Raw genomic sequence first — 15,159 nt, forward strand, 5'->3', positions numbered from 1 at the left:
TCATATTTTCTAATATTGGACGATCCCTTCCTCATTTAAGACTCTATTTAACGCTTTTTTAAGACATTTAATCACTCTGTTTTGTTCATCTTCCGTCATATTTGAACCTGATGGGAGACAGATTCCTGTGTTAAACAACTGCTGAGCTACGTCTTTACTTTCATCATGGGAATAGTAACGTACTCCTTCAAAAAGAGGCTGCATATGGAGCGGTTTCCATACGGGACGTGCTTCAATGTTTTGCTCAGTGAACGCTTGTACTAACTCTGCTGCAGATATTCCCGCTTCTTTTTCATTAATAGTTAAAACGGTAAGCCAGCGATTTGTTTTTGTGTTTGATAGCTCCGGCATAAATGTAATACCTGTGAAGCCGGCCAACTCTTGATAATAACGTTCAAAAATCTGTCTTCTTGCCTCTACTCGGTTCTCTAATACTTGCAATTGCGCTCTTCCGACTCCCGCCAGAATATTACTCATTCGATAATTGTATCCAAGCTGGCTGTGCTGATAGTGAGGTGCTGAATCACGTGCTTGAGTTGCTAAAAAGCGGGCTTGTTGTAAAGCAGCCACATCATTCGAAACAAGCATCCCTCCACCGGATGTCGTAATAATTTTATTTCCATTAAAAGAATACACGCCGAACTTGCCAAAAGTACCGCTTGCTTTTCCTTTATAGGTAGACCCAAGTGATTCAGCTGCGTCTTCAATGACAGGGATATTATATTGATTACATAGCGAAAGAATCTCGTCCATTTTTGCGCTTTGACCATATAAATTTACGACAATCACTGCTTTGGGAAGCTTTCCTTGTATAAAAGCATCCTGTAACGCTCTTTTTAATGCCTCGGGTGACATATTCCATGTCTCTGGCTCTGAATCAATGAATACAGGATCCGCACCTTGGTAAATAACGGGATTTGCACTTGCTACAAAGGTCAGAGTCGAACAAAATACGATATCTCCTTTTGTCACTTCCAATAAAGAAAGAGCCAAATGAATCGCTGCAGTTCCTGAACTTACTGCAACCGCTTCACTAACCCCTACATAAGAAGCAAGTTCTTTTTCAAAAGCATCTACATTTGTCCCTAGTGGCGCAATCCAATTAGTTTCAAATGCTTCATCTATATATCTTTTCTCATCTCCGCTCATATGAGGAGGGGAAAGATATATTTTGGAATTAGTCATTAAAAGTCATCACCTTTTCTACTTATTCTGTTTAATCGCTATAAATAACTCTAGCTGGAGATCCTACCGCTTTGCAACTAGAAGAAATATGATGGATGACAGTTGAACCGGCTCCAATCACCGACCACTGACCAATTTCTATTCCTGGAATAACAGTAGCGGATGCTCCTATATGCACACCTTCACCTAGCGAAACATTTCCTGTTAAGGTAGCGTTAGGCGAGATGTGGACATAATTTGCAAGTTTATTTTCATGTTCAACAATGGCTCCGGTGTTAATAATGGAATGCTCTCCAATTTCCGCATCTGCATTAATCACCGCATTCGGCATTACAACAGTTCCATTTCCAATTATAGCTGTTGAACTTACAACTGCCGTTGAATGGATAACCGATAAATACTGGTCTGTTCGTAAATTTAATGTTTCCACTAGCCTTTTTCTTACTGTATTGCTGCCGATTGCAATCACAACTTTTACATCTGTATCAAGTAGCTTATTTAGAAACGAAAAAGGCGCATACGTAATTCCATTTCTTTCTTTTTTTTCTTTATATTTATCATCTAAGATAGCGATAATTTCGTAATTGCGTAAAGAAGAGATCATTTCTTGAATGACCTTACTATGTCCGCCATTACCTATTACGATAACTTTCAAGTTAGATCACGTCTTTCGTTCCTTTGAATTTTTCTATTGTTACATGTCCTTGCTGAGTAATACCTTCTTTTTTCACCACTTTAAGAACCGTTAGAATCAAGATCTTAAAATCGAGAAAGATGCTTTGGTTCCTTACGTACCAAGTATCCATATTGAATTTTTCTTCCCAAGTAATCGTATTTCTGCCGTTTACTTGAGCCCAACCGGTAATTCCTGGTCTCACATTATGTCTAAGCATTTGTTCTTCTGTATAAAGAGGCAAATATTCCATCAACAATGGTCTTGGCCCGACTAAACTCATGTCTCCTTTTACTACATTAATAAGCTGTGGAAGTTCGTCTAAGCTATACTTTCTAAGAAACTGTCCCGCTGTTGTTAAACGTGCTTGATCAGATAGCAGGTTTCCTTGCTTGTCTTTCAAATTAGCCATTGTACGAAATTTATAAAGGTGAAATGGATTACTACCTTTTCCAGGACGCTGCTGTTTAAACAAAACAGGCGCACCCATCTTTAATCTAACCAATATGGCAGTGAACAATATAACAGGAGACAATAATATTAATAGAGTCAATGAAATGACTAAATCCATTATTCGTTTCATCATGCATACCTTCTATTTCTTTTTTTACTTTTTATTTCTTGCTTTGCTTATTTAGCTAATCAGAAGAGTCAGCAGTTAAAATCATTTGTTTAATTTCATTTACAATATCGGTTGGTTTAATATCAAGAGATTGATTGCCTTTTTCATAAAAACTAACTAGAATTTCCTGCAACTTTTTTTCAGTAAGGATATTAGATATATTCATCGGGATTTCCCCTTAATTAGACACTAAAAAACCCGCTGCGGAAGTACGCACCGGAAAATTATGTTCAATTAAGTTGTCATGATCTTCAACATATCCACCTGGGTTATTTTTCTGCCACCTCCAGGTATCCTGGCACATTTCATTAATTCCTTTAGCGGCAACCCAGCCAAGCTCATTTTTTGCTTTTGAAACATCTGCAAAACAAATGGCTGCATCTCCTGAGCGTCGGTCCGTAAAGGTATAAGAAACTTTTTTCCCAGAAGCCGCTTCAAATGCTTTAACCATTTCCAATACACTATAGCCTTTACCTGTTCCAAGGTTGTAAGTATTCACACCTTTTGATGACCGCACTTTCTCTAAAGCTTTTAAGTGCCCTTTTGCTAAATCAATCACGTGAATGTAGTCTCTAACTCCTGTCCCATCTTTTGTTGAATAATCACTTCCAAATATATTAAGGCTCTGTAGTTTACCGACTGCTACTTGCGAAATATATGGCATTAAGTTGTTTGGAATGCCATTTGGATCTTCTCCAATCAACCCGCTTTCATGAGCCCCAATGGGATTAAAATATCGTAAAAGAGTAATACTCCATGCTTCATCGGATATATATAAATCTCTTAATATCTCTTCTATCATCTGCTTCGTTTTTCCGTATGGATTCACAGCTCCTATTGGAGCGTCTTCAGATATAGGAACTTGATCCGTTGATCCATATACGGTTGCTGAAGAACTAAATACTAGTTTTTTCACTCCGTATTTTTTCATCAGGTCACACAATACAAACGTACCCGTAAGGTTATTATGATAGTACCAAAGAGGAAAAGATACAGATTCCCCTACAGCCTTAAGCCCTGCAAAGTGAATAACTGACTCAATCGTATTTTCAGAAAATACTCTTTCAAGCCCTTCTTGATTGAGTAAATCCACGTTATACGTTTTAAATGTTTTTCCCGTTATGTCAGATACGCGTTTTAATGATTCAAGTTTGCTGTTGAAAAAGTTATCTACAACCACGACTTCATGACCTGCATTTAATAGCTCTACGCACGTATGACTTCCAATATAACCTGCTCCTCCTGTAACAAGAACCGCCATTCATTCATTCCTCCAATTTTTAGGGGATTAAATTCAAATAATCACTTTTATAAAATATTCCTAAGCTAATTACATTTTCGTAATAGTAATAGATAAAGTAAAGAACCAAGATGGCATAGTAGATAAGTTTTTCATCTTTTTCTCGAAATAGCTTTACAATCCATGAAATCACAATTAATTGATATAAATTAAAATAAATCCAAAACCTTGCAAAAATCCAATTTTGAGTAGAAATTAACATAAACACGCAGCCAATCAAAGCCATATTGATAATAGGATCGCTGTTAGGAAATATTCTTCTTAATTTATCTCGTCCTAAAAAAGCAATAAATAAAGGCCCTGCATTTACTGCTACTCTTATAATATTAGCCCCACCTTCTTTGAAATTTTGATATTCACTATATTGCGTATCTTGAATAGCGGAAAATAACAGTGTTGAAAATTGATTAAATTCTAAAACAATTATAATGGCTAAAGCTATGAGAGCAGCTGTAGCTTTAGACCATGCCTTACTTCTAACAATAAAGTAAATTGGAATTAATATAAGGGCACTTTGATGAAAAAAGGATGCTAAAATAACAACTAAGAAATACCTTTTCCAACTTCCTTCTATCAAAAATTTTGTTGCTGTAAATATAATCGCTGCCGCTAAAGTTTGTCTAATTCCGTTCATTGTAACTAAAAACAACCCACCGGTTATATAAACATAAACACTTAACTCAAAAATCCTTGAATACTTATACAAAACCAAAATAATAAATATGTTTGTAATCAAAGCAGTAGTAAATATCAGTATCTGAGGATCCTCTGATATTTTTTTTAATTGCCTCTGAAGAATTCCAAACCCAATATCTTTGTTGTTTAAAATATACTCCCATGTAAAATCATTGGAAGTATATATGTTTATATAGTTAAATGTATCACCTATATTGGATCTAAGACCTGCAACAGCTATCAACGTAGATGCTGCCCCAAACATTAAAATTTTATTAGGCTTTATTAAAATCGTAAAATCATTGCTAATGGAAGTGGTTGCAAAATATCTAGCAAAAAATGCTAAAATAAATGCTAAAATAAGATTAATCCAAAGAAAAGTCATACGATAAATCCTTTCAAATCAAAAACCGGGATCATCATAGTATTTTAACTTTAAACAATCCTTGTTCTTGTTATAATGTAAAAATATAAAGCTATTCCTAGAGGCATTGCCAATAAGGTCAAACCTTTACTAGGTGTATCTTGTAAAAAGCTCCTGTTTTTACCTATTAAACTACTTGATACATAGTGGATAGCTTGTCTGAACTTAAATGAACGACTTGCAAAAGGAAGCTTCATCATTTCTTTACGATAAAAAGCAAAACCTCTTGGATTTTTACGATACTGATTTAACATGTTTCGCGATGATCCGTCTTCTAGGTATTCTACACAACATATTATTTCATTCATTAGTAACATTTTGTATTGTTTATCAATCATATGATATTTATAAGCTAACCCAACATACCTTTCATTTTCAAATAAAGGATATGGATACTTTTTTGTTAATGACGTTCGATAAACCAGCTTTTTATCCCCTGTTACACTGTACTTGTTATATAAATCGAACAATGTGGAACATGTAATATGTTCTGGCAATCGTGTACCAATGATGTCATTGTTATGGTTAGCATCAAGACCGATGATTCCACCAATTTCATTACTTCCATACTTCTTCCACATGTCTATAATTTTTTCCACTGCATCATCTAGCATATAGTCATCAGAATCAATGCAAACGTTTAGCTCTGTATCAATAAGTTCATAAGCTGTGTTATGTGCACCATGCATTCCTTGGTTATTTTGCCAATGGTATTTTATTTTAATGATATTTTCATTAATCCAGCCATCAACAATCTCTTTTGTATTATCTGTTGAGCCGTCATCAATGATTAGCCATATAAAATCGGTGCAAGTTTGTCTTTTTAAGCTCTCGTAACATTGATGAATGCAGTATGCTCGATTATAGGTTGGAGTAAAAACTGTTAATGTTTTCAACTAACTGTTCCTCCCATCTCCATATACGATTTTTGAATAAATTCCGTTGTTTTACGTACGTTGTATCCTTTCTGACTTAAACGTTCTTCTGATACTTTCCTAGATGAACTGCTACTCGTTACCTTTAAAATAGTTTTAACCCACTCATTTTTATCATTTAAAGGCAGATATTGAACTAGCCCAACCCCCATATCTACTTCTTTTGTTATTACGTCAGAAATAATGCAAGGCAACCCTGCTCCTTGAGCCTCTATTAAAGTTACCGGAAGCCCTTCATGGAAAGATGGAAAAACAAATGCATCAAAAGCTTGAAGCAGTAAATGAATGTCTTCTCTTACCCCTAAAATACTTACTTTTTCTTCTAAGTGTAGCTCCTTTATTTTTTCTTCAATATTAGACTGTAATATACCGCCACCTGCTAGCAAAAGCTTAGCATTTGGAATAATTTTCGTTAGTTGAGAAAATACCTCTAGTAAAAACAAATGATTTTTTTGATGGTTGAATCTTCCTACGTGACCAATAATAAATGAATTATTATCAAGTTTCAATTCTTCGCGAATTTTGTTTCGAACATTTGATGAAAATTTAAATTTATTACATTCAATTCCATTTTTCAGAATGAATGTTTCATTGGATTGCTTTTTAAATAACCACTGGGCAGCAACTTTTGAACAGGCAAACAAGTGAGTAGCAGAGCTTTTAATATTGGTACCTACATACCATTTATAAACTTTCGATGCCAATCCTCCTTCACTTTGAGTATTATGACTATGGGCAATTCTTACTGAAATGTTTGCTTTTTCTGCTGCACGAAGAACTAACCCACTCATTTTATCCATGTGAGAATGAACAATCTTATAGTCGGCATTTTCTTGGAAAAATTGATTCAGCTGTTTCACGTAAGCAGCGTGACCTACTTCTGTTATATAAGGAATTCTATGAATTTGCCCTCCCATTTCCATTATTTCTGAGTCAAAAACCCCTTCTTTACATGTCAAAAAGTCAAATTGAACTTTAGAGCGATCGATATTCCGATATAGATTCATAATTAGTGTTTCAGCGCCGCCTCGATTCATATTGACTACAACATGTAATACCCTTAATGGACCTTCCACTTGATATCCTCCGTTTCTTGCATATAAGATCTATAAATCTTCTTTTTTTCTATTAGAACTTTATTAATACTATATTTCTTCAAAATAATATCCCTTCCATTTTTACCAAGTTTGCACTTTAAGGTTTTAATTCTAGCAAGCATTTCTATTTTATCTGCAAATACAGTAATGTGATCACTATCGTCAATAATCCAACCATTTTTATTGTTCTGAATAAGCTCTCTATGACCTCTATTATTGAGAGCTACTATCGGTAGTTCACAAGCCATGGCTTCCATGATATTCACAGGCAGCCCTTCACGAAAACTTGATGCCACTGCCACGTCACACATTGGAACAATTTGATGAAGATCGTTTCGATAACCTAAAAAGTCCACCATATGAGAAATTTCTAAGTTTGATGCTAGTTCTTGGCATTTTTCCAGCAAAGGACCTTTTCCTGCTAAAAGAAGTTTTGCCTGCGGAATTTTATCTTTTATAAGTGCTAGCGACTGAATAAGAAGCCGCTGGTTTTTATTTTTATTAAACTCCGCTGCGTAAAATAGTAAAAAGTCATTTGGCTGATACCCAAATGACTTTTTAAGCTGAATTTTTTCTTTTTCGTTTGCAGGCTTAAAATTGTCTGTGTTGATTCCCACTCCATGAACATGTTCAATATGTTTCGTTTTAAAACGCTTCGTTGCCAATTGGTAATCTTCTTGATTGATTGTAATTAAGCAGTCTGTATAACGAGCGAGTATTTTTTCTATCGGATAATAAAGAAGCCAATTCACAAAAGATGCCCCTTTGCAAAAGTGAAAACCGTGAGCAGTATAAATAACGGCCGTTCCTTTTTTTCTTGCTTGTCGTGCCGCTAAACGCGCTAGCGCTCCCCCCATTGGAGTATGACAATGAATAAGGTTGTATTTATTATGATTAATCACCGTTTTTAATTCTTTGTAAGCTTTCAAGTTGTCTTGGTGCAAGGGTGATCTTTGAATCGAAAGGTTATATTTTTTATCAACATAAGGAAGCTCCATATTTCCGCTTGCTGCTACGTGAACCTCCCATCCTTGTTCCTTAAACCATTCCATATAAGGCAGATGAAACGCTTTAAAATGAAAATCTACAGTTGCACAAAATAATACTTTTTTAGTCACTCATATCACCTATCTGCATAATGTTTCAACCTCTTCAGCTTGAAACAGAAACAATTTGTTTAGAAGCCGAAGTTAGATTATTATTTGCCAAATTTAATAACGTTTCCCTTAAAAATTCTTTATCCATCGTCTCATATGTTGCAATGATCTCATTAATTTCTTCTACATATAGTTTTGCCGTTTTGCCCACATAGATTTTTGGATATACTTGCTGTTCATGAATTTCATCTTCTTTCAACAATTCTTCAAAAAGCTTTTCACCTGGCCTCATACCTGTAAATTCTAAGCCAATTTCATCGATGGAATTTCCAGATAGCTTTATTAAGTTTTTAGCAAGATCTACTATTTTTACGGGTTCTCCCATATCTAAAACAAAAATTTCTCCTCCACCGGCTAACGCTCCAGCTTGAATAACAAGTCTTGATGCTTCTGGAATTGTCATAAAGTAGCGAACCATATCTGGGTGAGTTACGGTTACAGGTCCTCCTTTTTCAATTTGTTTTTTAAATAACGGAATAACACTTCCTCGACTTCCCAATACATTCCCAAATCGGACTGCAACAAATTTTGTAGCGCTATGTGCATCCATTCCTTGAATAATCATTTCTGCCATTCTTTTCGTTGCCCCCATCACACTTGTCGGATTCACTGCTTTATCACTAGAAATCATGACAAAAGTTCCTACGCCGTGCCAGCTCGCTGCCTTTGCCACATTCATCGTGCCAATTACGTTATTTTTAACAGCTTCTTCTGGATTACGCTCCATTAGCGGTACGTGCTTATGAGCTGCAGCGTGATATACAACGTCTGGACTATGTATATTCATTACCGACATCATTCTCTTAGCATCTTGTAAATCGGCAATCTCTGTTGTAAATTCAATGCTTGTCTCTTTAAACATATTTTTTAGTTCCATTTCAATTGAATGAATACTGTTTTCACCGTGACCAAGTAGAATAAGCTTTTTGGGACTGAACTTTGAGATTTGTCTGGAAATTTCAGAGCCAATTGACCCGCCGGCACCCGTCACTAAAACTACTTTATTCGTAACATAACCGGAGATACTTTCAACATCCATTTCAACAGGGTCTCTTCCTAAAAGGTCCTCTACTTGCACATCTCGAAACTGATTTACTGAAATTTTCCCTGTAACAAGATGCTCAAGCATGGGCAGTGTTTGCGTTCTCGCTTTTGTCTTCGCACATTCTTGAAAAATAGTATTTAATTCCTTTTTACTAAGAGAAGGAATTGCAATAATAATATTTTCAATGGTGAATCCTTTAACAGTTTCTTCTATTTTATTTGCTCCACCTAGTACAGGAAGACCTAAGATATCAAGATGATGCTTTTTTACGTTGTCATCGATAAAACCGATAGGAAGAAGGTTGCTTTCATTTTTCTTTAAAAGCTGCCTGGCTACCATAGCACCCGCAGATCCAGCGCCAATAATTAACGTTCTTTGTTTATTGCTTGATTTATTTATAATAGAATCCCGATACATTCTCCACACAAATCGTGACCCGCCCATTAATAACATATGAAGCAACCATGTCACAGTTAGCAGTCTGAAAAATGTTTCTTTAAAAATCAGTTGCTGAATGATGGCAGCACAGAGAATAGAATAAGAAACAACTTTAAAAATAATGACTAGTTCTCCAATACTTGCATATTCCCAAGATTTTTTATAAAGTTTAAACCTAATTGAGAAAAAATGATGACTAAACAAAAACGTAAGTGAACTTACAACGACAGGAAAAGTAATGACGTAAATACTTGCGTCTACAAGAAAACGGCTCATAAAAATAGCTAGCATCACAATACAAGAATCGACTACAATAAATAAAGACAACCTTTGGCGATAAGTCATACACGTTCTCCTTTCTTTAACTGATAATTTTTTGGTTGTCTAATTCAAGAGCCTTTATCCTTTTTTGAATCGTATTATTCAAAAACTTTCTAATTTCCATCAGCTGCTCTTTAGATGCGTCTTGTTTGATGTATCTAACAGCTTTTTTAATAGATTTTGGATGATTATCAAAACTCCCCATTTCACTTTACATCTCCTTCACTATAAAAATAATAAAGCTTTTATGTATACGTTTTTTTGTAAAACCGTATACATAAAAGCTTTATAAACATTAAAATGGGCATCTAACCCATCCTCACACCATACTTTCGACGACTTGCGTCTAAGGTTTCTTTCAACCCACAGCATGATCGAGTGCCTGCGTTGATAACGGCAAGTAGGCATCGCCAAACTATTTTATTGAACAACTTTTTAAAGAACTCAATTGTTCTTAATTAAGAACAACTGTACAAAAAATTATATCTTTATTTTTCATGCATAACCACACCTACTAATTTAGCTCCTGCAATATCCAACACTTTTTTTGTTTCCTCTATCTTCTTTACCGTTGTTTTGTCTCTCTTCAAAGTTAATATTACTCCGTCACAGTATGCTGATAATACTCGTGTTTCAGGAGATGTTAACAGAGAAGAAGAATCGATTAGTATAGCATCATAAAAAGCAGACAATTTAGTAAGTAAATTTTGCATCGTGTTAGTACCTAATAATTCTACAAAATGAGACAAAGAAGAACCGCTCGTTAAGATATCTAAATTCTCTATTCTCGTTTGATGTACAGCTCTTTCGAAAGATCCTTCAGTTTTTAGTATATCTATTAACCCTTCATTATTGGGAACGTTAAAAATATCTTGAATTGCTGGATCTCTTAAATTTGCATCAATTAATAGAATTTTACCTTCTTGCTGAGCCATGGAAACAGCTAGGTTAGCTGCCGTAGTTGATTTCCCTTCTCCCTTTTCAGGAGAAGTAATAAGAATAAGCTTGCACGTTTTTTCCTTTGTTAAAAAGTGAAGGTTTGCTCTAATCGCACGAAATTGATCAGAAATAACAGAATTAGGATGAGAGTAGGTAAAAAGCATTGGTGTGTTCAATGTTTTTACTTGAGAATTTTTACTTGCTGACAATGGTCTCACTCCTTAATTCTACATCTGTTTTAGCAGATGACTTTAATTTTTTTTTGTTCATGCTCGAAATCGTTCCTATTACCGGTACACCTAATAATTGTTCCACTTCACTGTCTTTTTTTACTCTGCCATCTAAAGAATCTAATAAAAAAGTAAGCCCAAGTCCTATTACAATTCCTGCAATCAAAGCAAGCATAATGGTACGGTTTTCATTTCCGTCAATAGGAGAAGAATTCTTTGCCGGAGATAATAATTGGACTTCTTTAATACCTAAAATATTCCCTACTTCTTCTTTGAATACTTTGGCTGTGGTATTGGCAATTTTAACAGCAGTTGTTGGATCCGCACTTGTTGCAGAAAGACTAATGATTTGTGATCCATCAAGGCTCGCCGCCTGCACTTGACCTGCTGTGGCTTCTGCGGGCTGATTCAAATTTAACTGTTTTGTTACTTTTCCCATCACTATAGGATCTTTAACCATTACTAGAAGCGTACTCATCTTCTGAGTATCTACATCTACAACTACTCTAGTGGAGGCTTGATAATATACTGTAGTATTATTCTGATGACTGTAAAAAAAGCCAGCCAGCGTAGTAAAGATAGTGATGACAATGATAAGCCAAATACGTTTTTTAATAACTTCATAGTATTCTTTTAAATTAATGTCTTTCCCCTTTGGTTGGTGGAGAAAATTTTTTTGTTCCATTGTGCTCATTAGAACCACCTTTACTTCAATTTTTAAGTATTCTTAATACTAACGATTATAATTCTTTATAACGAACAAAAAGACCCTTTCACTTGACCTCGTGCTTTCTTATGCGCTACAAGCTTTAGTTATTAGGTTCTACCTAATTTTAATTCTTTATAAAGAACAAGTCAATATTAATTTAGTTTTTGATATTCAAATGTATATCTATTTCACCTCTTATTTTCTATACAATTATAAAGAATTGTTATGACTATAAAGAATAATCTTATAATAATATATTGTTTTTTATAAAGAACATTTCTGTTATACATAACCAAATTATTTAGAAACATTTTATAATATATACATTTGAACAGTACAACAAAAATCCTTAGTATAGAACCTTTTAACTAATTTATTGGCAAGCGTATGAAGCCCTAACCATATTCACCAAATTCAATGCGTTACGGTTCAATTTTGCTCGAACATAGAATTTAGTACATTTATAACCACGAAAAATTATTTAAAGAAAGACCTGTATCCTATCAAATTAGCCTATATTTATTGTTTACAACAAATAAAAACTAGCTCCTTTGAGTCATGAGCTAGCCTTCTCAATTATTGCTGTATAGGCCCAAATTGTTTAAATGTCGCTAGTAAGCCAATTTCTTTCCACCCTATATTATTATCCAGAATTATTCCACCAGAGACTTTAGGAAAATTAGGAGCATCTGTGTTTGAAGTTCCATTGTTCTGAGCTTGATAAACATGTCCTTGGTAGTAAATAATAGTACCTTTAACATAATCAGTGGAAGGCGCCCATGGTCTGTTAGTAGCACGCCCTGCTGTTATACAGACCCACCCTAGATATCCTCCTGCTACAGGAGTTGAATTATATATTAACTCACCTAATTGATAAGTTCCAGAAGTTGGTTGAGATGATGCAAAGGACGCCAAAGGAGTATTTCCGCTCAATTTTTCCAATTGATTATTTAAGTTAGCAGTAAATAGAATATCGGAGTTAATTCCGGTATTATTTTGACTGATTATTGTTGTTTTAGGTCTAGATACAGATGTACCTGACCTATATGCATAATCAAGTGTAATGGTTCCGTTAGTATTGCTACCTGAAGTTTTAATCGTAACAATTGTGTTGTTAAGAAAAGTTAAATGGTTTTCCACAAATATGCGCATGTTATATAGAGATCCAAGAGAAACATTTTGATCAATTATTTCAAGTCTATTGTTTGATACTTCCACTCTTGGTATTAACCCTATTCCTATACCTGGTCCTGAAAGTTCATGTACGTAAGTAGTACTACTTCTCGTCCAAATAATTTTGTTGTTTTTAAAATAGTGAGTAATGTATCCTTTGTCTACTGCAAGTATATTATTAAAATAGTCTCCACCTACAATACGAAAAGAATGATCTTTAAAGGTGTTACGTTCAATTCTCATCTGCTCTGTTGCATAAACTCTAGTGTAGTTTACTTTAGCACCTGTATGAATAAATTCGCTATCTTTTATTATTACTTCTTTAAAAGAACCTAGTATACCGCCTGCCGTTTCTCCCGTAAAAAACTGAGAATTAGATATCAATAGATAATCATTAGGTGCTAAAAATCCTCCGTATGCATTTCCGCCTCTAATATCAAATAAACTACCATGTATCTCTACATTTTTTCCTGATAATGTCAAAGCTGATATGGTTGTACCTTCTTGTTCATACGTAAGCTTACAATTGATAACTTTTACTGTTTCTCCTGATAATTGCAACGCAGTTTTCGTAAATACACAGTTTTCAAGAGTAGTATTTCCTCCATCCAGGCCAACTTGTGTTCCAAAAACACTGTCGTTTTTAAATGTACAAAACGTACCGTCTTTTTCAATACCATTGGTTATAGACTTACCCCTAATCGGACCGTGATATAAGTTCCCTTGAGACAAGTAGTCATCACCTTGCCCATTAAAATAAACTAATTTTTCAAACTTATTATTTTCTAATGTTACCCCACGCGTACTAACACAGATAAAATCTCCTGCTCTATTATCATGAAAATTACAGCTTCTAACAAGAATCCTTTGATTATTCATATATCCATCTTCAACATCTATCCCATATCCAGGATTACACCCTTTAGAAACAATTAGCTTGTTACTATTATTGTGAATTTCACAATTCTCGTAAGTTATGAACCTTCCTCCCATAACAGAAGCACCTAGTCTTCTATTTTTGTGAGTGTTACATCCCCTGAAAGTAATATATTGAGGCGTCTTTGCACAAGAGATATAATGTAAATTACCATCCATTGCATCAAAATTACCTAAGAAAGAAAACCTTACAAATTTTGTACCTAGTGGCATAGCATCAGTATAGATGTATTCATAAGTTCTATAAGACCTGTTACCTAAATAAATTTGATTTGAATCATAGAAATGAACTTTTATAGGAACTTTATTTAAATTCAGGCCTGGTCCGTATCCACCATATCCATCTCCTGAGTAAAAAATGTATCCTACCTCTTTTGCTAAAGGCGTTGTGATGTCAAAAAATTTATTTACTGCAACATATGAAATCTTCGTATTATCAACATTTCCGTTAGCATCAATATCCCCTTTAGAAAAATGACCTCCATTTGTTTTATTATGTTGAGCACCACCCAGTGCGGAAAAATCTGCGCTAATGGCAAGTCCATCACCTGTACATTCAAAAGATTCGCAATTTATAATCGATATATTATAACATAAGTTTTTTATTAAAATTCCATATCCCCACTCATGAGTGCTATTTATGGAATAATCGTGAGTTTCTCTCTCTCCCTTTACAGTAGCTCCTTCTATAACCGTATTTTTAATACCGTTACATGTCAATATTTCATACCCTGTCAAGTTATTCGATTCTTTAATAAATAAACATCCGTATAGTTTATAATGGGTATTACTTAAAAATTTTATAGATGAGTTTTTATCTATAAGATAAGATCCTTCCGGCAAAATCACTTCCCTATAATTATTTTCCTTAGCCCATAGGAATGCATTATTTATTCCAACAGTAGTTTTTAAAGGCTCTGTTCCATCATTTTTAATTCCCCATCTATCTAACTCAATTACGTATGAGGATGCACAGCTAGGGTTGTCTGACTTTTCAAGACTTTTAGGTACCCATTTTGACAATGTACTATCATACGCTAGTACATCTTTATTAGCTGGAACGTTCGTTGTTAAATCTACGTCTCCTAAATTCTCAAGATTGCTCATTGTTTTACTCACCACTTCTCTAATAATACTTTATAATATTCAATAGAAAAATAAGTGAATAGGCGCATTAATTAAGTATGAAAAGTTTTCATTCACAAAATATATGTCATCAATATTTAACAAAAATTTATTTATACACAATTCGAAAAATATTTTATATAGATTCTATTCTTAAAATATCGCTTTTTCTAAA

At 34.4% G+C, this 15,159-nt stretch carries 14 protein-coding genes; all 14 read right to left on the reverse strand.

Annotated features, from left to right (window positions below):
* Positions 1-9: 9 nt before the first annotated feature.
* A complete protein-coding gene (locus AC1VNJ_RS16530) occupies positions 10-1,185 on the reverse strand; it encodes a DegT/DnrJ/EryC1/StrS family aminotransferase (RefSeq protein WP_430247743.1) in 1,176 nt (391 codons plus the stop codon).
* A gap of 31 nt (positions 1,186-1,216) precedes the next feature.
* Entirely contained in the window at positions 1,217-1,840 is a 624-nt protein-coding gene (locus AC1VNJ_RS16535; protein ID WP_482641069.1) for an acetyltransferase, read from the reverse strand.
* A 1-nt stretch (position 1,841) separates the two neighbouring features.
* The gene (locus tag AC1VNJ_RS16540; RefSeq protein WP_430248567.1) at positions 1,842-2,441 is read right to left on the reverse strand and encodes a sugar transferase; all 600 of its coding nucleotides are present in this window, start codon (positions 2,439-2,441) and stop codon (positions 1,842-1,844) included.
* A gap of 55 nt (positions 2,442-2,496) precedes the next feature.
* Entirely contained in the window at positions 2,497-2,646 is a 150-nt protein-coding gene (locus tag AC1VNJ_RS16545; protein WP_482641070.1) for a YwzD family small protein, read from the reverse strand.
* A gap of 12 nt (positions 2,647-2,658) precedes the next feature.
* The gene (gene galE, locus AC1VNJ_RS16550; protein ID WP_430247746.1) at positions 2,659-3,741 is read right to left on the reverse strand and encodes a UDP-glucose 4-epimerase GalE; all 1,083 of its coding nucleotides are present in this window, start codon (positions 3,739-3,741) and stop codon (positions 2,659-2,661) included.
* A gap of 19 nt (positions 3,742-3,760) precedes the next feature.
* The gene (locus AC1VNJ_RS16555; protein ID WP_482641071.1) at positions 3,761-4,840 is read right to left on the reverse strand and encodes an EpsG family protein; all 1,080 of its coding nucleotides are present in this window, start codon (positions 4,838-4,840) and stop codon (positions 3,761-3,763) included.
* 50 nt (positions 4,841-4,890) lie between these two features.
* Positions 4,891-5,775: a glycosyltransferase family 2 protein gene (locus AC1VNJ_RS16560; protein WP_430247748.1), complete on the reverse strand. Its 885-nt coding sequence runs from the start codon at positions 5,773-5,775 to the stop codon at positions 4,891-4,893.
* Positions 5,772-6,851 (reverse strand): glycosyltransferase family 1 protein, encoded by a 1,080-nt coding sequence (locus tag AC1VNJ_RS16565; RefSeq protein WP_482641164.1) that lies wholly within the window; start codon positions 6,849-6,851, stop codon positions 5,772-5,774. The genes AC1VNJ_RS16560 and AC1VNJ_RS16565 overlap by 4 nt, the downstream gene beginning before the upstream one ends.
* Before the next feature lie 23 nt (positions 6,852-6,874).
* Positions 6,875-8,029, reverse strand: a complete 1,155-nt coding sequence (locus AC1VNJ_RS16570) for a glycosyltransferase family 4 protein (protein ID WP_482641072.1) — start codon at positions 8,027-8,029, stop codon at positions 6,875-6,877.
* Positions 8,030-8,063: 34 nt separating this feature from the next.
* Complete coding sequence (locus AC1VNJ_RS16575) at positions 8,064-9,896, reverse strand: polysaccharide biosynthesis protein (RefSeq protein ID WP_430247751.1); 1,833 nt, start codon at positions 9,894-9,896, stop codon at positions 8,064-8,066.
* A gap of 16 nt (positions 9,897-9,912) precedes the next feature.
* Positions 9,913-10,077, reverse strand: coding sequence for a hypothetical protein (locus tag AC1VNJ_RS16580; RefSeq protein WP_430247752.1), 165 nt, complete (start codon positions 10,075-10,077; stop codon positions 9,913-9,915).
* A 283-nt stretch (positions 10,078-10,360) separates the two neighbouring features.
* The gene (locus tag AC1VNJ_RS16585; protein ID WP_482641073.1) at positions 10,361-11,020 is read right to left on the reverse strand and encodes a CpsD/CapB family tyrosine-protein kinase; all 660 of its coding nucleotides are present in this window, start codon (positions 11,018-11,020) and stop codon (positions 10,361-10,363) included.
* Complete coding sequence (locus AC1VNJ_RS16590) at positions 11,007-11,735, reverse strand: YveK family protein (protein ID WP_482641074.1); 729 nt, start codon at positions 11,733-11,735, stop codon at positions 11,007-11,009. The genes AC1VNJ_RS16585 and AC1VNJ_RS16590 overlap by 14 nt, the downstream gene beginning before the upstream one ends.
* Before the next feature lie 591 nt (positions 11,736-12,326).
* On the reverse strand, positions 12,327-14,966 hold the full coding sequence (locus tag AC1VNJ_RS16595) for a right-handed parallel beta-helix repeat-containing protein (RefSeq protein ID WP_482641075.1): 2,640 nt from the start codon (positions 14,964-14,966) through the stop codon (positions 12,327-12,329).
* Between the last annotated feature and the right edge of the window lie 193 nt (positions 14,967-15,159).

Source organism: Priestia sp. 3CA3, from assembly GCF_056836725.1.

What these genes read in the sequence shown, in the direction of transcription:
- AC1VNJ_RS16530 (WP_430247743.1), bottom strand. Translation starts at nt 1,185, where the DNA reads ATGACTAATTCCAAAATATATCTTTCCCCTCCTCATATGAGCGGAGAT.
- AC1VNJ_RS16540 (WP_430248567.1), bottom strand. Translation starts at nt 2,441, where the DNA reads ATGAAACGAATAATGGATTTAGTCATTTCATTGACTCTATTAATATTA.
- AC1VNJ_RS16545 (WP_482641070.1), bottom strand. Translation starts at nt 2,646, where the DNA reads ATGAATATATCTAATATCCTTACTGAAAAAAAGTTGCAGGAAATTCTA.
- galE (WP_430247746.1), bottom strand. Translation starts at nt 3,741, where the DNA reads ATGGCGGTTCTTGTTACAGGAGGAGCAGGTTATATTGGAAGTCATACG.
- AC1VNJ_RS16555 (WP_482641071.1), bottom strand. Translation starts at nt 4,840, where the DNA reads ATGACTTTTCTTTGGATTAATCTTATTTTAGCATTTATTTTAGCATTT.
- AC1VNJ_RS16565 (WP_482641164.1), bottom strand. Translation starts at nt 6,851, where the DNA reads ATGAATCGAGGCGGCGCTGAAACACTAATTATGAATCTATATCGGAAT.
- AC1VNJ_RS16575 (WP_430247751.1), bottom strand. Translation starts at nt 9,896, where the DNA reads ATGACTTATCGCCAAAGGTTGTCTTTATTTATTGTAGTCGATTCTTGT.
- AC1VNJ_RS16580 (WP_430247752.1), bottom strand. Translation starts at nt 10,077, where the DNA reads ATGGGGAGTTTTGATAATCATCCAAAATCTATTAAAAAAGCTGTTAGA.
- AC1VNJ_RS16590 (WP_482641074.1), bottom strand. Translation starts at nt 11,735, where the DNA reads ATGAGCACAATGGAACAAAAAAATTTTCTCCACCAACCAAAGGGGAAA.
- AC1VNJ_RS16595 (WP_482641075.1), bottom strand. Translation starts at nt 14,966, where the DNA reads ATGAGCAATCTTGAGAATTTAGGAGACGTAGATTTAACAACGAACGTT.